The following is a 20485-nucleotide window of genomic DNA, read 5'->3' as shown; positions in this document are numbered from 1 at the left end:
TCCTGGCGCGGGTCAGAGCTGGGCGAGCCGGGGGGCCGCGCCGGACTTCCTGATGTAGGCGCCCGCCTCGCGGGTGAGTTCCCGTGTGCTGCCGAGCAGTCCGTCCAGCACCAGGGTGCGGCGCACGTGGCTCTGCAGTGCGTGTTCGGCGGTGAAGCCGATGCCGCCGAGCACCTGCTGGCAGTGCCTGGCCGCGGTGAGCCCCGCCTGCCCGGCCGCGGCCTTCGCCAGCAGCGCGGCGTGCGTCGCCGCCTCGGCCGGCTCGAGGCCGTGCACCGTCGGCGTGCCACCGCCATTGCCCGCGGGGGAGACGCCGGTCGCATTGTCGCCGTTGGGCTGCCGCGCGGCCGCGGCCGCCTCGTCGGCGACGAGCAGCGCCGCCTCGGCGCCGTCCAGGGCGACGAGGGTTTCGGCGAGGCGGTGCCTGACCGCCTGGAACGAGGCGAGCGGGCGGCCGAACTGGGTGCGCTCCAGCACGTGCGTGCGGGCGAGGGCGAGCATGGCGTGGCCGGTGCCGAGCAGCCACCAGCCCAGCGCCCGGCGCCCCTCGGCGAGCGCGTGCGCGGGCAGCGTCGCCCCCGCCGCGACCGCGCGCAGCGGCAGCGCCTCGTCCACCGAACCGGGAGGGTGTCCGTCGCCCGTCCCTTCGCCGTCGGGCCGGTGCCCGTCCGCGCCTGCCCCACCCGAGTTCCGGCTGTTCGCGCCGGGTCCGCCCGAGTTCCGGCTGTTCGCGCCGGGGCCGCCCGCCGGGGGCGATTCGGCCCACTCCACCCACCGCCCGCCCGCGAAGGGCAGGGCCGAGGGAGCGGCGCCCGCGTGCCTGAGCACGTCGAGCAGCAGCGGGGCGTGCGCACCGGTCTCCCCGAGCAGCCGGAAGACCAGCGGCACGGCGAGCTCCGGCGCGTCGTCGAGCAGGTCGGGCCAGCCGAGCTCGCCGAGCGCGGTGACCAGCTCCTGGCCGGAGGCGCGGGACAGGGTGCGGCGCAGGGTGTCGGTGAGCATCGCCAGTTCGGCGGCGTCCAGGGTCACGCCTACTCCTTTCCGAGGTCGAGCAGGCGGCGCGCGATGATGTTGCGCTGGATCTCGGCGGTGCCGCCGTAGATGGTGGCCGCCCGCGAGTACAGGAACTCGGTGCGCCACGGCCCGTCGTCCAGCTCGACCGCGCCGGGCAGCAGCTCCCGCGCGGTGTCGAAGAGCCGCTGCTCGGCGGAGGCGAGCAGCACCTTGTCGATCGAGGTCTCCGGGCCGAGCCTGGCGCCGGCGGCGAGGTTGCGCTGGGTGCCGCGGGAGCGGCTGCGCACCTGGTGCAGCGCCAGGTAGGCGGCGCCGAGCGCGGCGTCGTCGGTCTGCGTGGTCTGCTCGAGCACCTGGTCCAGCCGGGTGAAGAGGTAGGCGATGCGGTGCCAGAAGCAGGTGGAGCGCTCGTGCGGGAGCAGGTCCATGGCGACCCGCCAGCCGTCGCCCGGGTTGCCGAGCATGCGGTCGGCGGGGACGACCACGTCGTCGAAGAACACCTCGGCGAACTCGTCGACGCCGTGCATGGTGCGCAGCGGGCGGACGGTGATGCCGGGGGAGTCCATGTCGACGAAGAACGCGGTGATCCCGTCGTGGCCGGGCCCGGTGCGGGTGAGCAGGACGCAGCGGGCCGCGTACTGCGCCAGGCTGGTCCAGACCTTCTGCCCGGAGACCACCCAGGTGTCGCCGTCGGGGACGGCCTTGGTGCTGAGCGACGCCAGGTCGCTGCCCGAGCCGGGCTCGGAGAAGCCCTGGCACCACTGCTCGCGGCCGGAGAGCAGCAGCGGCACCATCTCGGCGGCCAGCTCCGGGCGGGCGTAGGAGATCATGGTCGGCGCGAGCACCTCGATCATCGACCAGATGCCCGGCTCGGCCAGGTCGCGGGAGGCGATCTCCTCGCCGAGCACGGCGCGCAGCGCGGCCGGGCCGCCGAGCCCGCCCACCTCGGCGGGCCAGCCGTAGCGGATCCAGTCCGCGTCGAAGAGCGCGCTCCGCACCCGCAGCAGCTGCTCGACCTGCCCGTCCAGCGAATGATCCGGCCCGGGGGTGAGATCGTTCGCCGCCAACCAGGCCCGCAGCGCCGCGCGGAACTCCGCGACGCCCCGGTCACCGGTGAAGTCCGCGCCCGCGGCGGCTCCGCTCCCGCCCGCCGACCTCGCGTCGGCGCTCATCCCTTGGTGCGCTCGAAGGCGTGCGGAATCCCGGAGTCGTGATCCCCGCTGCGCCGGATGAAGGTCATCCGCCGCGTCTTGATCCGCCACCCGTCCGCGGTGCGCACCAGCGCGTCGGTGTAGTACCCGATGCGCATGTCGTGCGTGCTCTGGTCGATGAAGCAGAGCGGCTGGGTGCCCGCGGCGGTGTCGCCGTCGATCTCCAGCACCGGGAGCCCGGTCAGGAAGAGCCCCTTCGGCGCCGCCGCGACCAGGTCGGGGAAGAGGTCGAGGGTGTAGGTGTCGCCGAAGGCGCTGTAGCTGCCGTCCGGGGTGAAGACTGCGAGCAGCCCGTCGATGTCGCCCTTGGTGATGGTCACCGCGTACCGGGCCAGCGTCTGCTGGATCTCCAGCAGGTCGTCACTTCTGGACATGGATCTTTCCGCCTTTCATCACGAACCGCACGTCCCTGGTGAGCGTGATGTCCTCGATCGGGTCGCCGGGGATGCCGATCACGTCGGCCAGCAACCCCTCGGCGAGCCGTCCGCGATCCTCGACGCCGATCAGCTCGGCGCCCCGGATCGTGGCCGCGCGCAGCACGTCCACCGCGGGCAGCCCGCGCTCCACCAGCGCCACCAGTTCGTCGGCATTGCGGCCGTGCGGGATCGCGGGCGCGTCGGTGCCGACGGCGATCTTCACCCCGGCCTTGTACGCGGCCAGCACCGAGGTGCGGGCCTTGGGGAACATCAGCGCGGCCTTGGCCTGCAGCTCCGGCTCGGCCTTCGACACGTCCATGGCGTCGGCGAGCCGGGTGGTCGGCACCAGCCAGGTGCCGTGCTCGACCATGAGGTCGATGGCCTCGTCGTCGATCAGGAAGCCGTGCTCGATGCAGTCGATACCGGCCGCGACGGCGTGCTTGACCGCGTCCGCGCCGTGCGTGTGCGCGGCGACCCTGAGCCCGCGGCGGTGCGCCTCGTCGACGATGGCGCGCAGCTCCTCGTCCGAGTAGTGCTGCGCGCCGGGCGCGCCGGTGAGCGACATGACCCCGCCGGAGACGCAGATCTTGATCAGCTGCGCGCCGTGCTTGATCTGGTAGCGGACCGCCTTGCGCACCTCGTCGACGCCGTTGGCGAGCCCCTCCTCGACGGTCAGCTTGAGCACGTCGGGGGCGAACGCGGCGAACATGGTCGGGTCGAGGTGCCCGCCGGTGGGGGTGATGGCGTGCCCGGCGGGCACGATCCGCGGCCCCTCGATCCAGCCCTGGTCGATCGCCTTGCCGAGCGCGACGTCCAGCAGGTAGCCACCGGTCTTGACGAAGAGCCCGAGGTTGCGCACCGTGGTGAACCCCGCGCGCAGCGTGCGCCGCGCGTTGCCGACGGCGCGCAGCACGCGCAGCGCCGGGTCGTCCTTCACGCTGGAGGAGAGCCCGGTCTCGCCGCGCCCGCCCATCAGCAGGTTGACCTCCATGTCGAGCAACCCCGGCAGCAGGATGAGATCGCCGAGATCGACGACCTCACCCCGCGCCGGACCGCCGACCCCGACGATCCGATCGCCTTCGATGTGCAGGATGCCGGGCCGGACGATCTCACCGGAGTCGACATCGAGCAGCCCAGCCGCCTCGAGCGTCAGCACAGTCATCGGCGGCACCTTCCTTTCCTGCAAGGAGAATTACGTTCTCAAAATCCAACTAGTAGATTTCCATGCAGGCGGGGCCCTGTCAACGTCGGTCGCGGGTCGAGCCGGCCGGGCGCTCGGCGTGCACCATGCATAGTGGCACTCTCGCAAAATCAGATATTGATTATCCAAATCTGAGAAGATAGTTTCCGTTGCAGTGCAGCGGCAGAGGAGGACCACGGTGAAACCGCAGCGAACAGTCGTCGCCCTGATGGCGATCGCGCTCCTGATAGCGGGGTGCGGTCGTGAAGGCGGCTCCCGCGAGGAGACCCCGACCGGCGGTGGCAACGCCCCGGCAGCCTCCGGTGACTTCGGCTCCCTGAGCGATGTCTGCAAGCCGGGCAGCCCCGGGGCCTCGTCGGCCCAGGGCGTCTCCGACACCGAGATCGAGGTCGGCGTCTTCTCCGACATCGGTTTCACCAAGAACCCCGACTTCGTGGATGCCGCGAAGGTCTTCACCTCCTGGTGCAACGCCGCGGGCGGCATCAACGGCCGCAAGATCTCCACGAACCTGCGCGACGCCAAGCTCATGGAGGTGCGCCAGCGCATGCTGGAAGCCTGTCGTGAGGACTTCTTCCTGGTCGGCGGCAGCGCCGCGCTGGACGGGCTCGGCGTCAAGGACCGGCTGAACTGCCTGCTCCCCGAGTTCCCGGCGCAGGTCACCCAGACCGCGAACACCGGCTCGGACCTGCAGCTGAACGCGGGCTCGACGATGTCGGAGAACGTGAACCCCTACACCGGGTTCCAGGACTGGCTGATCAACACCGCGTACCCGGACTCCAAGGGCGCGATCGGCATGATCAACGGCGACAACCCGATCACCAAGGTGATGGGCGAGAAGCTCACCGAGTCGCTCAAGGCCGCGGGCGCGACGATCGCCTACAGCGATCTGTACCCGATCTCCGGCGTGCCGGACTGGACCCCCTACGCGCAGGCGATCAAGGCCGCGAACGTCAAGGGGCTCATCTTCTTCGGCGAGTTCCGCTACCTCGCGAAGCTCGAAGAGGTGCTGACCAGCATGAACTACAAGCTGGACTGGATCGACGCGAACTCCAACTCGTACAACGAGATCTTCCTGGACGCCGCGAAGACCTCGCTCGGCTTCCAGAACAACGTGGCCGACCTGACCGACACCGCGCCGCTCTCGGCCGCGGCGAAGGTCCCGGCGGTGCAGCAGCTGAAGGATCTGTACGCGCAGTACTCGCCGGACAGCGACATCACCTTCCAGGGGCTCAAGGCGTTCGGCGCCTGGCTGCTCTTCGCCAAGGCGGCCACCGCCTGCGGCGACGACCTGACCCGCGCCTGCGTCTACAACACCGCGGCGAAGGAGACGAAGTGGACCGGTGGCGGGCTGCAGGCCCCCGTCGACCTCTCCAAGCCGTTCGCCGAGCAGCCGCGCTGCTTCAACGTGCAGCAGGCCACCCCCGACGGGTGGAAGCCCGCGGACTTCGGGCCGAACACCGAGGGCGTCTTCAACTGCGGCTTCACGCCGTACAAGTACACCGCCGATTTCGGCAAGCCGCTGACCCTCGCCGACGTCGGCAAGAGCATCGCGGACCTGAAGTGACGGAGCACGGGCGCTGATGGAACAGTTCCTCGCCTTCGGGATCGTCGGTCTCAGCACCGCGGCGATCTACGCCATCATCGGCAGCGGACTGGTGCTCACCTACACCACGACCGGCGTGTTCAACTTCGCGCACGGCGCGGCGGGCATGGTCTCGGCGTTCGTGTACTGGCAGCTCTCGGTGGGCTGGGGCTGGCCGGTTCCGCTGGCCCTCGCCGCCGTGCTGCTGGTCTTCGCCCCCGGTTTCGGGCTGCTCTTCGGTAAAGCGCTGGCGCCGACCCAGGGGCTCGGCGACGCCGAGAAGCTGGTGATGACGATCGCGCTGCTCAGCGGGCTCATCGTGCTGGCCCGCTGGGTCTGGAATCCGAACGAATCCCGCTCGCTGCCGCGGTTCTTCGCGGACCAGCCGTCGATCGACCTCGGCGTGGTGACGCTCACCTGGCACCAGGCGCTCACCATGATCGTCGCGATCGCGGTGGCGGTCGGGCTGCGCGTGCTGCTGACCCGCACCAGGACCGGTGCGGAGATGCGGGCCACCGTGGACGACCGCGCGCTGGTCGGGCTGACCGGCGCCGACCCGCGCAAGGCCAATCGGATCGCCTGGATCCTCGGCATCGAGCTGGCCGCCATCGGCGGCATCCTGATCGCGCCGACGGTCACCCTCGACGCCGCGCAGCTCTCGCTGCTCATCGTCTCCGCCTACACCGCCGCGATCTTCGGCAGGCTGCGCAACCTGCCGATGGTGTTCCTCGGCGCGGTCGTCGTCGGCCTGCTGGAGAGCTACCTGACCGGCTACCTGCCGCAGAACGAGTACCTGCCCGGCCTCCGGCTGGCGGCGCCCGCGCTGCTGCTCTTCCTGGCGCTGCTCGTCTTCCCGCACGGCAGGCTTCGCGGGCGGGACCGCAAGCTCGGCGCGGTGCCGCTGCCGACCCTCGGCGGCTCGGCCGCCTTCGCGGCCGCGGTGGTCGTGCTCGGGCTGATGCTCGCGAGCATGCTCAGCGAGCCGGACATGATCACCTACGGGGCGATGTTCGCCTGGGGCATGATCGCGCTCTCCTACGTGCCGCTGCTCGGCTTCGCCGGGCAGATCTCGCTCTGCCAGCTCAGCCTGGCCGGGATCGGCGCGGTGGCCTACGGGCACCTCGGGCCGGACGGCCAGTGGTGGGCGCTCTTCGCCGCCATGGGCATCACCGCGGTGGTCGGGGCGGTGATCGCGATCCCGGCGCTGCGGCTCTCCGGCGTCTACATGGCGCTGGCGACCGCCGCCTTCGCGGTGATCCTGGACCGCTGGATCTTCACGCTGCCCTCGTTCGAGCTGCTCGGGGTGAAGATCTCGCTGTTCGACCAGGGCTCGGTCTCGATCGTCGGCCCCGACCTGTTCGGGCTGAAGGTCGAGACCACCGCGGGGATCACGGTCTTCGCCGCGGTCTGCCTGGCAATCGTCGGCATCGGGATCGCGCTGCTGCGGCGCAGCAAGTTCGGCCGCAGGCTGATCGCGCTGCGCGACAGCGAGGCCGCCTACGCCACGCTCGGCGGCAACCTGCTGGTGGCGCGGGTACTGGTCTTCGCGCTGAGCGCGGCCATCGCCGGGCTCGGCGGCGCGCTCTACGGCATGCAGGTCAGCGCGGTGGCGCCGGAGCAGTTCAACCTGGTCGCCGGGTTGCCGATCTTCCTGATCGTCACCATCGCCGGGCTGGGCGCGGTGGGCGCCGGGCTCTTCACCGGCCTGGTCTTCGCCGGGCCGCTGAACGTCATCCCGGTGCTCTGGCCGGGGCTGCTCAACCTCTCGCAGGTGCTGCCCTCGCTCGGCGGCATCCTGTTCGGCGGCGGCGTGCTCAAGGAGGGCGCGATCACCCCGATGCGCCGCGAGTGGTTCCCGATGCTGCGCGACCGGCTGGTCGCCCCGGTGCTCATCGCCGTGATCCTCGGGCTCTGGGGGCTGCGGCTGCTGGAGACCATCGACGGCTGGGAGTTCACCGGTGGCGTCGTGCTCGCGTTGATCGCCGCCCGGGTCTGGCACAGCTCGCGCACCAGGCCCGCCCCGGATCCGGCGGTGGTTCCGGTCGAGTGGTGGGGCGTGAAACGGCCGTTCAAGACCGAGGACGAGGAGGTGCTCGACCGTGCCGTCACTACTGGAAGTTGACGACGTGACCGTGGTGTTCGGTGGCAACCGGGCGCTGGACGGCGCCGGGCTGCGTGCCGAGCGTGGCGCCGTCACCGGGCTGATCGGCCCGAACGGCGCGGGCAAGAGCACGTTGTTCGACGTGATCTGCGGCCTGCGCAACCCGACCACCGGCACCGTCGCGATCGGCGGCAAGGACGTCACCAAGCTCGGTCCCGCGCGCCGCGCCAGGCACGGGCTGGCCCGTACCTTCCAGCGGCTGGAACTCTTCGGCAGGCTGAGCGTGCGGGACAACCTGCTGGTCGCCGCGGAGCTGGGCCCGGCCAAGCGCAAGGCGGCCCAGGTGGTCACCGAGATCATCGAGCGGCTCGCGCTGCACCACGTCGCCGACCACTCGGCCGACGAGCTGCCCACCGGCACCGCCCGGCTGGTCGAGGTCGGGCGGGCCATCGCGGCCAGGCCGCACCTGATCCTGCTGGACGAGCCCGCCGCGGGCCAGGACCACACCGAGACCGACCGCTTCGCCGGGCTGCTCCGCTCGCTCGCCGACGACGGCACCGCGGTGCTGCTGGTCGAGCACGACATGGGGCTGGTCATGAACGTCTGCGACGAGCTCTACGTGCTGGATCTCGGCAAGATCATCGCCTCCGGCCCGCCCTCGGTCGTCCGCTCCGACGCCTCCGTGCTCGCCGCGTACCTGGGGGAAGTATGACCACCGGATTCACGGCGGAGGCCGTGTCGGCGAACGGCTCCGGACCGGCGCCGCTGCTCGCGCTGGACGGCGTCAAGGCCGCCTACGACGCCATCACCGTGCTGCACGGCGTCGACCTCGAGGTGCGGGCCGGACAGGTGGTGGCGCTGCTCGGGCCGAACGGCGCGGGCAAGACCACCGCGCTCAGCGTCATCTCCGGCACGCACCCGGCGTCCGCTGGCAGACTGCTGCTCGGCGGCCGCGACGTCACCGGCGCCAACCCGCGCGACCTGGCCAGGGCAGGCGTCTGCCTGATCCCGGAGGGGCGCGGCGTCTTCCCGAACCTCACCGTGCGCGACAACCTGCTCATGATGACCTTCACCGGGCGCCCCCGCGCGGAGGTCGAGGAGATCGCGTTCAGCCGCTTCCCGATCCTCGGCGAACGGGCGAACCAGCTGGCGGGCACCATGTCCGGCGGCGAGCAGCAGATGCTGGCGCTGGCCCGCGGGCTGGTCACCGACCCGGCGGTGCTGCTGCTCGACGAGCTCTCCATGGGGCTGGCGCCGCTGGTGGTCGGCCGGCTGTACGAGGAGGTCGCCGAGATCGCGCGGCAGGGCGTCGCGGTGCTCGTGGTCGAGCAGTTCGCCGCCGCCGTGCTCGACATCGCCGACCACGCCGCCGTGCTCGTGCGCGGCCGGGTGGTGCGTCAGGGCCACCCGGAAGACGGAATCCGCAACGAATTGGCCGCCCTCTACCTAGGAAGTCACACCCCATGACCGAAACCCGCGCGGACCGTTTCGTCCGCGAACTGCAGGAACTCAAGATCCCCGACCCGGCCGCGGGCCGCTCCGGTCTCTGGCTGCGCACCGGCGTCGTGCTCATGGGGCTCGGCCTCGCCGTCGCGGTGATCTCGTACTTCCTCGCGCACGGCACCACCGACCCGCTGGCGCAGCGCGACGCCATCACCCTCGCGCTCGGCGGCGTCGCCGGGACCATCGTGGGTTCCGCGCTGTTCCTGCGCTATTCGATCACCAACTTCCTCCGCTTCTGGCTCGCCAGGCAGTCCTACGACCTGGACGCGCTCGGGCACCGGGTGGCGGGGGAGACGCGCCTCGACGACGCGGCGCCGACGCCGGTGAACTCGGCGTCGCACTGACCCGGTGCCACGGCACCAGGGCGACCCGCGCTCGTCCGCGCGCGCCCGCCTCGACTGGGGAGGCACAGGGGTAGCGCGCCGGATGGACGATCGCCGGTCGAAGCCGCCGGTGCGGGAGGTTGGATCGGCCTCCCGCACCGGCGTGCTCGCGACCGCATGACGAGAAGTGGAGGTGCACAGTGTCCGAAGGTATGAACTTCGAACTGTCCGAGGATCAGGAATTGATCCGGTCGTCGGTGGCCGAGCTGTGCCGCAAATTCGACGACAACTACTGGATGGAGAAGGACCGGGCGCACGAATTCCCGACGGAGTTCTACGAGACCATCGCGCGCGGCGGCTGGCTCGGCATCACCATCCCGGAGGAGTACGGCGGGCACGGTCTCGGCATCACCGAGGCGACGCTGCTGGCCGAGGAGGTCTCCCGCTCCGGCGGCGGCATGAACGCCGCCAGCTCGATCCACATGTCGATCTTCGGCATGCACCCGGTGGTCGTGCACGGCTCCGAGGAGCTCAAGCAGCGCACCCTGCCCCGGGTCGCCGCGGGCGACCTGCACGTGTGCTTCGGCGTCACCGAACCGGGGGCCGGGCTGGACACGCCGCGGATCACCACGTTCGCCAAGCGCGACGGCGACCACTACGTGATCAACGGCCGCAAGGTATGGATCTCCAAGGCGCTGGAGTCGGAGAAGATCCTGCTGCTCACCCGCACCACGCCGTACAGCGAGGTGACCAAGAAGACCGACGGCATGACGCTGTTCCTCACCGACCTGAACCGCGATCACGTCGACATCCGGCCGATCGCCAAGATGGGCCGCAACGCGGTGAGCTCCAACGAGGTCTTCATCGACGACCTGCGGGTTCCGGTCGAGGACCGGGTCGGCGAGGAGGGACAGGGCTTCAAGTACCTGCTCGACGGGCTGAACCCGGAGCGGATGCTGATCGCCGCCGAGGCGCTCGGGCTGGGCCGCGTCTCGCTGGACCGCGCCGCGCGCTACGCCAAGGAGCGGGTGGTCTTCGACCGGCCGATCGGGCAGAACCAGGGCATTCAGTTCCCGCTCGCGGACTCGCTGGCGCACCTGGACGCCGCCGAGCTCATGCTGCGCAAGGCCACCTGGCGCTACGACAACGGCAAACCCTGTGGCCGCGAGGCGAACACGGCCAAATACCTGTGCGCGGACGCCGGCTTCACCGCGGCCGACCGCGCGCTGCAGACCCACGGCGGCATGGGGTACTCGGAGGAGTACCACGTCTCCCGCTACTTCCGGGAGGCGCGCGTCATGCGGATCGCCCCCGTGAGCCAAGAAATGATCTTGAACTACCTGGGCACGCACGGCCTGGGACTGCCGAGGAGCTACTGATGGCGCAGCGCAACCTGTTCGACCTCACCGGCCGTTCGGCCCTGGTGACCGGCGCGGCCGGCGGCATCGGCTCGGCGGTGGCCGAGGCGCTCGCCGCCGCGGGCGCGGCGGTGCTTGTAACCGATCTGGACGGTGCCGCGGCTACTGCGGTTGCCGAGAAGATTACTGGAAACGGCGGAACCGCGGTGGGTTTCGCGCTGAACGTGACCGATCGCGACGCCGCGGGCGAGGCGGGGGAGCGCGCCGCCGCGCTCACCGGCGGCACGCTGAACATCGTGGTGAACAACGCGGGCGTCACCGCGCCCGCGATGTTCAAGGACACCACCGCGGAGTCGGTGCGGCAGCTCTTCGAGATCCACGCGCTCGGCACGGTGAACGTCACCCAGGGGGCGCTGCCCTTCCTGGCCACCGACGGCACCGGGCGGGTCATCAACGTCACCTCGGCGGCCGGGCTCGTCGGCACGCTGGGGCAGGTGAACTACTCGGCGGCCAAGGCGGCCATCATCGGGATCACCAAGTCGCTGGCGAAGGAGTTCGCGCGCAAGCAGATCCTGGTGAACGCGCTGGCCCCGCTGGCGGCCACCCCGATGACCGCGACCATCCGCACCGACGACCGCTTCGCGCCCGCGATGCTGGACCGGATCCTGCTGCGCCGCTGGGCCGAGCCGGAGGAGGTCGCGGGGGCGTTCGTCTTCCTCGCCTCGGACGCGGCGTCGTTCATCACCGGGCAGGTGCTGCCGGTGGACGGCGGCACGGTGATCTGATGGGGCCGCTCGCGGGCGTCACCGTCGTCGCGCTGGAGCAGGCGGTCTCGGCGCCCATGTGCACCCGCACGCTGGCCGACTTCGGGGCGCGGGTGATCAAGGTGGAGAACCCGGCGGGCGGGGATTTCGCCAGGCACTACGACGACGTCGTGCTCGGGCAGGCGGCGCACTTCGTCTGGGTGAACCGGGGGAAGGAGTCGGTGGCGCTGGATCTCAAATCCGAGGCGGGCGTCGCCGTTCTGCACCGGCTGCTCGCCGAGGCCGACGTGCTGGTGTCGAATCTGGCGCCGGGTGCGGTCGGGCGGCTCGGGCTGTCCGCGGCCGAGCTGGCCGAGAAGTACCCGGAGCTGATCTCGGTGGAGATCGACGGGTTCGGGGCCGGTGGGCCGCTCTCGCACAAGCGGGCCTACGACCTGCTCGTGCAGGCGGAGTCCGGGGTGTGCGCGGTGACCGGCACCGCCGACGCGCCCGCCAAGCCCGGGCCGCCCATGGCCGACGTGACCACGGGTCTGTATGCCGCACTCTCCATCCTCGCCGCGCTGTACGAGCGGGACCGTGCCCGTGGTGGCACGGCATCCGGCGGCGCGAGTATCGCGGTGAGCCTGTTCGACACGATGGCCGAGATGATGGGGTACCACCTGACCTACGCCAGGCACTCCGGCATCGACCAGCTGCCGCTGGGGATGAGCTCCCCCGCGGTGGCGCCGTACGGCGCGTACCCGACCCGCGACGGCCGCACCGTCGTCCTCGGCACCACCAACGACCGCGAATGGCAGCGCCTCGCCACCGCTGTCATCGACCGCCCCGACCTCGCCGCCGACGACCGTTTCCGCACGAACCCCGGCCGCACCCGGCACCGCGCCGAACTCGACGAAGCCATCGCCGCCTGGTGCGCCCGGCACGACCTCGCCGACATCCAGCGCATCGCCGACGCGGCCGGAATCGGCAACTCGCAGTACAACCGCCCCAGCGAGGTCCTGAACCACCCCCAGCTGGTCGAGCGCGACCGCTGGCGCGAGATCGATACCCCCGCGGGCCCGATCCCCTCCCTGCTGCCCCCCGCGATCCTCTCCGGCTTCGACCCGCCGATGAACCCGGTCCCCGGCCTCGGCGAACATACCGACACGGTGCTCGCCGAGTTCGGTTACGACGCGGGGGAGATCGCGACCCTCCGGTCGACGGCCGTGATCGGCGGCGAGTCCAGGGCCGAGGCCATCCCATGAGCACCCCGGATCCCCTGCCCGAACCCGGGCCGGAAGGCGAGGGATCGGGCAAGAACAACCAGGCCGCCGTGGCGGCCGACGGCACCGTTCTACTGACGGAAGACCACGACGGCGTCCGGACCCTGACCCTGAATCGCCCGCACCGCAGAAACGCCATAGACGCCCAGCTCTGGGCCGAACTGGCGGACGCGTTCCGAGCCGTGGCCAAGGACCGCACGGTGCGGGCTCTGGTCCTTCAGGGCGCGGGCAAGGCGTTCTGCTCCGGCGCCGACATCTCGGTCCCGGACAACGCCCACCCCATCTACCGCATGCGCGCCCTCACGGACGTGGCACTCCTCCTGAACGAACTGCCACTCCCGACCATCGCGAAGGTCACCGGCCCGGCCATCGGCGCGGGCTGGAACCTGGCCCTCGGCTGCGACCTCGTAGTCGCCGCCGAATCGGCGACCTTCGCCCAGGTCTTCACCAAGCGCGGCCTGACGATGGACCTCGGCGGCTCCTGGCTCCTTCCCAAACTGGCGGGCATGCAACAGGCCAAACGCCTCACCATGCTCGCCGAAACCATCGACGCCGCCGAGGCGAAAGCCCTCAACCTCGTCACCTGGGTCGTTCCCGACGCCGAGATCGACCCCTTCACCGACGAGCTCGCGCACCGGCTGGCCGCGGGCCCCCCGGTGGCACTCGCCCAGACCAAAGCCCTCCTGCACGAGGGCGCCGACAACACCCTGCGCCAGGCCCTCAGCGCCGAGGCCCGCGCCCAGGGCCTCAATTTCGCCACGGCGGACGCACCGGAGGCCTTCGCCGCGTTCGCCGAACGACGGGAGCCGCGATTCACCGGCCGGTGGACCATCCACCGCCCGCCGATCCGCCCCGAGAACGGGAGCTGAACATGCCCGAGGTAGTCATCGCCGGAGCGGTCCGCACCGCCGTCGGCAAACGCAACGGCGGCCTGTCCGGGGTGCACCCGGCCGACCTCTCCGCCGTCGTGCTGAACGCGCTCGCCGAGCGCACCGGGCTGGACCCGGCCCTGGTGGACGACGTGATCTGGGGCTGCGTCTCCCAGGTCGGCGACCAGTCGAGCAATATCGGCAGGTACGCGGTGCTGGCCGCGGGCTGGCCGGAGAGCATTCCCGGCACCACGGTGAACCGCGCCTGCGGATCGTCCCAGCAGGCACTGGACTTCGCCGCGCAGGCGGTGCTCTCCGGCCAGCAGGACGTGGTGGTCGCGGGCGGCGTCGAGTCCATGAGCCGGGTGCCGCTCGGCGCGGCCAAGGCGGGCGGCGCGCCGTACGGCCCGCGAGCCCTGGCCCGCTACAACGGCTTCGAGTTCAACCAGGGCATCGGCGCCGAGCTGATCGCCGAGAAGTGGGGCTTCGACCGCACCCGGGTGGACGAGTTCTCCGTGCTGTCGCACGAGCGCGCCGCCGCCGCCCAGGACGCGGGGGCCTTCGCCGACCAGATCGTCGCGGTCGACGGCATCACCGCGGACGAGGGCATCCGCCGCGGCAGCACCGTCGAGAAGCTGGCCGGGCTGAAACCCGCCTTCCGCGACGACGGCGTGATCCACGCGGGCAACTCCTCGCAGATCTCCGACGGCGCCGCCGCCCTGCTGCTCACCACCCCGGAGAAAGCCCGCGAGCTGGGCCTGACCCCGCTGGCCCGCTACCACGCGGGTGCCGTGGCGGGCTCGGACCCGGTGCTCATGCTCACCGGCCCCATCCCGGCCACCGAGAAGGTGCTGCGCAAGACCGGCCTCGGCATCGGCGACATCGGCGTGTTCGAGGTGAACGAGGCGTTCGCCCCGGTCCCGCTGGCCTGGATCGCCGAAACCGGCGCCGACCCGGCGCTGGTGAACCCGCTCGGCGGCGCCATCGCGCTGGGTCACCCGCTCGGCGGCTCCGGCGCCGTGCTGATGACCCGGATGCTGCACCACATGCGCGACAACGGCATCCGCTACGGCCTGCAGACCATGTGCGAGGGCGGCGGCACCGCCAACGCCACCGTCGTCGAGCTGGTGAGCTGACCGTGCGCCGCGATCTCTTCACCCCCGACCACGAGTCCTTCCGCGAGCTGGTGCGGACCTTCGTGGAGAAGCAGGTGGTGCCGAACTACGTCGGCTGGGAGAAGGACGGCAAGCTGCCGCGCGAGCTCTTCGCCGAGATGGGCGAGCTCGGCATGCTCGGCATCGCGCTGCCCGAGGAGCACGGGGGAGCGGGGCTGCGCGACTACCGCTACAACGTGATCCTGCAGGAGGAGGCGTACCGGGCGCAGGTCACGCTCGGCACGGTCCGCACCCAGCTGGACGTCATTCTGCCGTACTTCCTGGAGTACGCGAACGACGAGCAGCGCACGCGCTGGTTCCCCGGGCTGGCGAACGGCACCCTGCTCACCGCCGTCGCCATGACCGAGCCGGGTACCGGCTCCGACCTGGCCGGGATGCGCACCAGCGCGGTCAGGGACGGCGACGAGTACGTGCTGAACGGCGCCAAGACCTTCATCACCGGCGGGCTCCTCGCCGACCTGGTGATCGTGGTCGCGCGCACCTCGACGGACCCGGAGAACCGCCGTGCCGGGCTCACCCTGCTCGTGGTCGAGGACGGCATGCCCGGCTTCGAGCGCGGCCGCGAGCTGGAGAAGATGGGCTGCAAGGTGCAGGACACCATGGAGCTCTCCTTCACCGACGTCCGGGTGCCCGCCCGCAACCGGCTCGGCGCGGAGGGCGCCGCCTTCGGCTACCTCGGCCACAACCTGCCGCAGGAGCGGCTCACCGTCGCCGTCGGCTCGGTCGCCCAGGCCCGCGCCGCCATCGCCGCCACCATCGACTACACGAAGGAGCGCAAGGCCTTCGGCACCCCGGTCGCCTCGTTCCAGAACACCAAGTTCGAGCTGGCCGCCATGAGCGCCGAGGTCGAGGCGGCGCAGACCATGATCGACCGGGCCGTGCTCGACCTGGTGGACGGCGTGCTCTCCGGCGCCGACGCCGCCCGGGTGAAGCTCTTCTGTACCGAGACGCAGGCCAGGGTGGTCGACCGCTGCCTGCAGCTCTTCGGCGGCTACGGCTACATGATGGAGTATCCGATCGCCCGGCTCTACACCGATGCCCGCGTGGCCCGGATCTACGCCGGTACCAGCGAAGTGATGAAGATGATCGTCGCGAGGGACCTCGGGCTCTCCTAGCCCTCGGCGCGCGAAAACAGCCGGTCGGGCCCTCCTCAGCGGAGGGAACCCGATCGGCCCTTCGGCGTGCCCGCGGCACCCCGGCAACAGTGGCAGTTGACGATTCGCCCGCGGGGTGAAAGTCTGTTGTTCAGATATGAGAATGCTATTCTCGTAGCGGAGACGGCCACTGCCAGTATTAGAGGAGACCGACAATGCCCTTCTTCCCGAAGCCCGAGGCGGGTACGTGGACCGAGAACTGGCCCGAACTCGGCACGGCTCCCGTCAACTACAACGACTCGGTCGACCCCGAGCACTGGCTGCTCGAGCAGCAGGCCATCTTCAAGAAGACCTGGCTGCAGATGGGCCGCGTGGAGCTGCTGCCGAAGAAGGGCAGCTACGTCACGCGCGAGCTCCCCTCGGCCGGTCCGGGCACCTCGCTGATCATCGTCAAGGACACCGAGAATGTGGTGCGCGCCTTCTACAACCTGTGCAGGCACCGCGGCAACAAGCTGGTGTGGAACGACTACCCCGGCGAGGAGGTGTCCGGCGTCTGCCGCCAGTTCACCTGCAAGTACCACGCCTGGCGGTACAGCCTCAAGGGTGATCTGACCTTCGTCCAGCAGGAGGGCGAGTTCTTCGACCTGGACAAGAACCAGTACGGCCTGGTCCCGGTGCGCTGCGAGGTCTGGGAGGGGTTCATCTTCATCAACCTCGACGACAACGCGGAGCCGCTGGCGGATTACCTCGGCGAGTTCGGCGAGGGGCTCAAGGGCTACCCGTACCACGAGATGACCGAGCACTACAGCTACCGCTCGGAGATCAACGCCAACTGGAAGCTCTTCATCGACGCCTTCACCGAGTTCTACCACGCGCCGATCCTGCACATGAAGCAGGCGGAGCGGGAGGAGGCGGAGAAGCTGGCCAAGTTCGGCTTCGAGGCGCTCGCCTACGACATCAAGGGCGACCACTCCATGGTCTCGTCCTGGGGCGGCATGTCGCCGCCGAAGGACCTCGGCATGGTCAAGCCGATCGAGCGGATCCTGCACAGCGGGCTGTTCGGGCCGTGGGACCGGCCGGACATCGACGGCATCCTGCCCGACGAGCTGCCGCCGGCCATCAACCCCGGCAGGCACAAGTCCTGGGGCACCGACTCCTTCGAGTTCTTCCCCAACTTCACGCTGCTCTTCTGGGCGCCGGGCTGGTACCTCACCTACAACTACTGGCCGACCGCGGTGGACAAGCACATCTTCGAGGCGGACCTGTACTTCGTCCCGCCGAAGAACCTGCGCGAGCGGTTGTCGCAGGAGCTCGCCGCGGTGACCTTCAAGGAGTACGCGTTCCAGGACGCGAACACCCTCGAGGCCACGCAGACGCAGATCGGCACCCGGGTCGTCACCGACTTCCCGCTCTGCGACCAGGAGATCCTGCTCCGCCACCTGCACATGACCGCCCACCAGTACGTGGACCGCTTCAAGGCCGGGCAGAACGGCTCGGCCGCCGCCACCAACGGAAAGGATCGCGCCAATGTCTAAGCTGCCCGAGGAATTCGCCGATCTGGAGCGGTTCAGCGACTGGTGCCTGCCGACCGAGGAGGAGCGCTACGCCAAGCGGCTGGCCTCCACCATGGACGAGATGCAGGAGCTGTACGACGCCGGCATGGCGCGGCTCGAGGACATCATGGTCTACGTCGACGCGCGCTTCCCGCTCGCCTCGATGCCGGACGACGCCAAGGCGCTGGTGCACCTCGGGCAGTCCGTGGTCATGGTGAGCTTCCCGATCGAGGTCTGGAAGCAGCCGCGGGTGCTCGACAGCGGCGCCGCCTACATCCAGCTGGTCAAGGAGCCGGTGGTCTAGGCGGTTGCGGCCACGTCCCGCCGAACGCGGGCGGGCGCGGCGGGCGGCGGTACACGGTGGCGGGGTGAAGGTGATTCTCGCGGCCGTAGCGGTGGCGGTGGCGGCTCTGCTGCCGTCCCCCGCGGCCGCCGCCCCGCCCGCACCGGGCAGCACCCTGGTGGTGCTCGGTGACTCGTTCGCCGCCAACGCCATCCACTGGGACGCCGCGGAGTGCGTGCGCGGCACCACCTCGTGGCCGAACCAGCTGAGCCGGTTGCTCGGGGTCGCGGGCACCGCGGACTTCAGGGACGAATCCTGCGCCGGTGCGGCGCTGGAGTCGGCGACCGGCTACACGCTGGGCCGGGAGGCGATCAATGCCGATCGGGCCGGCGGGTTCGGGCCGGAGACCGAGCTGGTCGCGATCCAGTTCGGCTTCAACGACGCCTGGGGGTCGGAGAACCCGAAGACGCTGTGGGGGTCGCTGGTCTCCTGCGTCTACAACCTGGTCGACGGCTGCGACCGGGAGGCGGCCGCGCAGGGCCGGATCACCGACTTCCGCGCGGTCTCCGGCGCCGCCTACGCCGAGCGGATCGAGCAGGTCGTGCGGTACGTGCGCTACTACGCGCCCCTGGCCCACATCGTCCTCGTCGGCTACCCCGAGCTCTTCCCGCCGGAGGGCGACACGGTCTGCCTGAACCTGCTCGGCGCCGGCACCTTCGTGCAGCCCCGCGGCGGCGCGGTGGTCGAGTACCTGAACCGGCTCGACACCGCCCAGCGCGAGGCGGCCGCCCTGCTCGGCGTCGACTTCCTCGACACCGGGGCGATCACCGCCGGGCACGGGCTGTGCTCGGCCGAACCGTGGGCCAACGGCACCCTCGACCCGCGCGCCGATCTCACCGGCATTCCGTTCCACCCGTCCGCGCACGGTGACGCGGTCCTGGCGGGGGCGTTGCACGAGCGGTACGGGAGCTGACGGCCGGAAGGACCGCTTCTGCTCGAAGCGGTACGCGCCGCTCAGTCCGGCAGCAGCGCGCTGCTGGCGTAGATGGTCTTGTACTCCAGGAACTCCTGGAACCCCTCCGGCCCGAGCTCGCGGCCGATCCCGCTGCCCTTCACCCCGCCGAACGGCGCGTAGAAATCGTTGAGGTAGTAGTTCACCCCGATGGTGCCGGTGCGGATCCGGCGGGCGATATCGATGCCGTGCTGCTCGTCGGTGGTCCACACCGACCCGGCCAGGCCGTAGTCGCTGTCGTTGGCGAGCGCGACAGCCTCGTTCTCGTCGGTGTAGGGGATCACGGCGACGAGCGGGCCGAAGAGGTCGGCGCGCGCGATGCGGTGGGTATTGGCGACGTCGGCGAAGACGGTCGGCTCGATGAACCAGCCGCGGGTCAGCCCTTCCGGCTGCTTGCCGCCGTAGACGAGGCGGCCGCCGTCGGCGGTGGCGTCGGCGATGTGGCCGCGCACCTTGTTCAGCTGGCGCTCGTTGGCCAGCGGGCCGATGGTGACGGCGGGGTCGAGCGGGTCGCCGATGGTCTGGGTCGAGGCCCACTCGGCGAGCGCGGCGACGATCTCGTCGTAGCGGGCGCGGGGGGCGAGCACCCGCCACTGGCCGGTGCAGGTCTGGCCGTTGTTCATGAACGCGGCGGTGGCGATGCCGGTGACGAAGGCGTCCAGATCGACGTCGTCGAGCACGATGGCGGCGGAGTTTCCGCCGAGCTCGAGCGTCATCCGCTTGAAGCGGCGCCCGGCCTCGGCGCCGACCCGCTCGCCGCTGGCGGTGGAGCCGGTGAAGGCGATCTTGTCGACCAGCGGGTGGCGGGTGAGCAGGCTCGCGGGTTCGCGGTCGGCGAGCACGATATTGAGCACGCCCGGCGGGAGCCCGGCTTCCTCGGCGGCCTCGCCGATGACATAGGGGTCGAGCGCGGTGTCGGGGGAGTGCTTGAGCACCACCGTGCCCCCGGCGGCGAGCGCGGGCGCGATCGAGATGAGCGCCTTGGCCTGCGGATAGTTCCACGGGGTGATCACCCCGACCACGCCGACCGGCTCCCGGCGCACGATGGTCGCGCCCTGGGCGCTCGGCCGGATCTCCTCGAAGTCGAAATCCGCGGCGAGATCGGCGTACTGGCGCAGCAGGTGCGCGGGCGCCTGACCGTTGAACGCCTGGGAGAGCCCGATCGGCATCCCGTTCTCGCGGGTGGCCAGCTCGCTGGTGGCGTCGCCGCGCGCGGCGAGCGCGTCGGCGAAGCGGTGCAGCACCTCGGCCCGCTCGGCGGGGCTGGTGTTCGCCCACTCGCCGCGGGTGTGCGCGGCGTGCGCGGCGGTGATCGCGGACTCCAGATCCGCCTCGCTGCCGAGCGCGGCCACGCCGATCACCTCGCCGGTCGCGGCCTCGATCGCCGGTATCTCCGCCGTACCCTGCGGGGCCACCCACTTCCCGTCGATGTAGAAGCTCCGGCGATCGATGGCCTTCGACGGTTCGGCAGTAGGCATGAAACTTCTCCCGCTGAGTGGTTCCGATACTTTCAATCATTGTAGGGATAGCACAGTCGAGCGCCGATGGGGAGGGGTTCGGGGATCGCGGCGGTGGCGAGCTGGCCGGACCCCGGATGATCATGGTGCTGCGCCATCCCGCGGGCACCGCGCGCGCCGTGCGCCGCTGGTGGCGCATACCGGCGCTGCCCCGATCTTTGCGGGCCGCCGCTGCGGGCCATTCCCTGATAAACAGGGCGCTCGTCGGGTTTACTCGAGCGAGCGAAATACGTCGGGCGGGTGGCTG

19 protein-coding genes are annotated in these 20485 nt (G+C 70.8%); 14 read left to right on the top strand and 5 right to left on the bottom strand.

The window, feature by feature from the left end; genetic code table 11:
* Positions 1–12 precede the first annotated feature (12 nt).
* Genes ACFUJ1_RS12415 through ACFUJ1_RS12400 form a run of 4 tightly spaced genes read right to left on the bottom strand, consistent with a single transcriptional unit; the run spans position 13 to position 3797 of the window.
* Positions 13–1029 carry an acyl-CoA dehydrogenase family protein gene (locus tag ACFUJ1_RS12415; protein ID WP_378645122.1) on the bottom strand — a complete coding sequence of 339 codons (1017 nt, stop codon included), beginning with the start codon at positions 1027–1029 and terminating at the stop codon, positions 13–15.
* Positions 1030–1031: 2 nt separating this feature from the next.
* The gene (locus ACFUJ1_RS12410) at positions 1032–2186 is read right to left on the bottom strand and encodes an acyl-CoA dehydrogenase family protein (protein ID WP_378645121.1); all 1155 of its coding nucleotides are present in this window, start codon (positions 2184–2186) and stop codon (positions 1032–1034) included.
* Entirely contained in the window at positions 2183–2599 is a 417-nt protein-coding gene (locus ACFUJ1_RS12405; protein WP_378645119.1) for a nuclear transport factor 2 family protein, read from the bottom strand. Before ACFUJ1_RS12405 ends, ACFUJ1_RS12410 begins: the two co-directional genes overlap by 4 nt.
* The gene (locus ACFUJ1_RS12400) at positions 2586–3797 is read right to left on the bottom strand and encodes an amidohydrolase family protein (protein ID WP_378645344.1); all 1212 of its coding nucleotides are present in this window, start codon (positions 3795–3797) and stop codon (positions 2586–2588) included. Before ACFUJ1_RS12400 ends, ACFUJ1_RS12405 begins: the two co-directional genes overlap by 14 nt.
* 223 nt (positions 3798–4020) lie before the next feature.
* On the opposite strand from ACFUJ1_RS12400, the gene ACFUJ1_RS12395 reads away from it, so the two are divergent.
* From ACFUJ1_RS12395 to ACFUJ1_RS12330, 14 genes are all read left to right on the top strand, one after another.
* The gene (locus ACFUJ1_RS12395) at positions 4021–5406 is read left to right on the top strand and encodes an ABC transporter substrate-binding protein (protein WP_378645118.1); all 1386 of its coding nucleotides are present in this window, start codon (positions 4021–4023) and stop codon (positions 5404–5406) included.
* A gap of 16 nt (positions 5407–5422) precedes the next feature.
* Complete coding sequence (locus ACFUJ1_RS12390) at positions 5423–7546, top strand: ABC transporter permease (RefSeq protein WP_378645116.1); 2124 nt, start codon at positions 5423–5425, stop codon at positions 7544–7546.
* Positions 7524–8237: an ABC transporter ATP-binding protein gene (locus ACFUJ1_RS12385; protein ID WP_378612148.1), complete on the top strand. Its 714-nt coding sequence runs from the start codon at positions 7524–7526 to the stop codon at positions 8235–8237. The genes ACFUJ1_RS12390 and ACFUJ1_RS12385 overlap by 23 nt, the downstream gene beginning before the upstream one ends.
* On the top strand, positions 8234–8992 hold the full coding sequence (locus ACFUJ1_RS12380) for an ABC transporter ATP-binding protein (RefSeq protein ID WP_378645115.1): 759 nt from the start codon (positions 8234–8236) through the stop codon (positions 8990–8992). The genes ACFUJ1_RS12385 and ACFUJ1_RS12380 overlap by 4 nt, the downstream gene beginning before the upstream one ends.
* Positions 8989–9372 (top strand): hypothetical protein, encoded by a 384-nt coding sequence (locus tag ACFUJ1_RS12375; RefSeq protein WP_378645113.1) that lies wholly within the window; start codon positions 8989–8991, stop codon positions 9370–9372. The genes ACFUJ1_RS12380 and ACFUJ1_RS12375 overlap by 4 nt, the downstream gene beginning before the upstream one ends.
* A gap of 191 nt (positions 9373–9563) precedes the next feature.
* The gene (locus tag ACFUJ1_RS12370; RefSeq protein WP_378645112.1) at positions 9564–10730 is read left to right on the top strand and encodes an acyl-CoA dehydrogenase family protein; all 1167 of its coding nucleotides are present in this window, start codon (positions 9564–9566) and stop codon (positions 10728–10730) included.
* Positions 10730–11494, top strand: coding sequence for an SDR family NAD(P)-dependent oxidoreductase (locus ACFUJ1_RS12365; RefSeq protein WP_378645110.1), 765 nt, complete (start codon positions 10730–10732; stop codon positions 11492–11494). The genes ACFUJ1_RS12370 and ACFUJ1_RS12365 overlap by 1 nt, the downstream gene beginning before the upstream one ends.
* Positions 11494–12717, top strand: coding sequence for a CaiB/BaiF CoA transferase family protein (locus tag ACFUJ1_RS12360; RefSeq protein ID WP_378645109.1), 1224 nt, complete (start codon positions 11494–11496; stop codon positions 12715–12717). Before ACFUJ1_RS12365 ends, ACFUJ1_RS12360 begins: the two co-directional genes overlap by 1 nt.
* Entirely contained in the window at positions 12714–13604 is an 891-nt protein-coding gene (locus ACFUJ1_RS12355) for an enoyl-CoA hydratase/isomerase family protein (protein ID WP_378645107.1), read from the top strand. The genes ACFUJ1_RS12360 and ACFUJ1_RS12355 overlap by 4 nt, the downstream gene beginning before the upstream one ends.
* Before the next feature lie 2 nt (positions 13605–13606).
* Positions 13607–14740, top strand: a complete 1134-nt coding sequence (locus tag ACFUJ1_RS12350) for a thiolase family protein (protein WP_378645106.1) — start codon at positions 13607–13609, stop codon at positions 14738–14740.
* 2 nt (positions 14741–14742) lie between these two features.
* A complete protein-coding gene (locus tag ACFUJ1_RS12345; RefSeq protein ID WP_378645104.1) occupies positions 14743–15894 on the top strand; it encodes an acyl-CoA dehydrogenase family protein in 1152 nt (383 codons plus the stop codon).
* Positions 15895–16088: 194 nt separating this feature from the next.
* Entirely contained in the window at positions 16089–17408 is a 1320-nt protein-coding gene (locus ACFUJ1_RS12340) for an SRPBCC family protein (protein ID WP_378645103.1), read from the top strand.
* Positions 17401–17730: a hypothetical protein gene (locus tag ACFUJ1_RS12335; protein WP_233017267.1), complete on the top strand. Its 330-nt coding sequence runs from the start codon at positions 17401–17403 to the stop codon at positions 17728–17730. The genes ACFUJ1_RS12340 and ACFUJ1_RS12335 overlap by 8 nt, the downstream gene beginning before the upstream one ends.
* Positions 17731–17794: 64 nt before the next feature.
* Entirely contained in the window at positions 17795–18682 is an 888-nt protein-coding gene (locus ACFUJ1_RS12330) for an SGNH/GDSL hydrolase family protein (protein ID WP_378645101.1), read from the top strand.
* Positions 18683–18723: 41 nt separating this feature from the next.
* Here ACFUJ1_RS12330 and ACFUJ1_RS12325 read toward each other — a convergent pair whose 3' ends face one another.
* On the bottom strand, positions 18724–20199 hold the full coding sequence (locus ACFUJ1_RS12325) for an aldehyde dehydrogenase (RefSeq protein ID WP_378645100.1): 1476 nt from the start codon (positions 20197–20199) through the stop codon (positions 18724–18726).
* Positions 20200–20485: the final 286 nt, after the last annotated feature.

Origin of the sequence: Nocardia sp. NPDC057227 (assembly GCF_042669725.1) — a bacterium.
Lineage (GTDB): Bacteria > Actinomycetota > Actinomycetes > Mycobacteriales > Mycobacteriaceae > Nocardia > Nocardia asteroides_A.
Note: the sequence above shows the minus strand (reverse complement) of the source record. Positions and strands in the feature narration are given on the sequence as shown.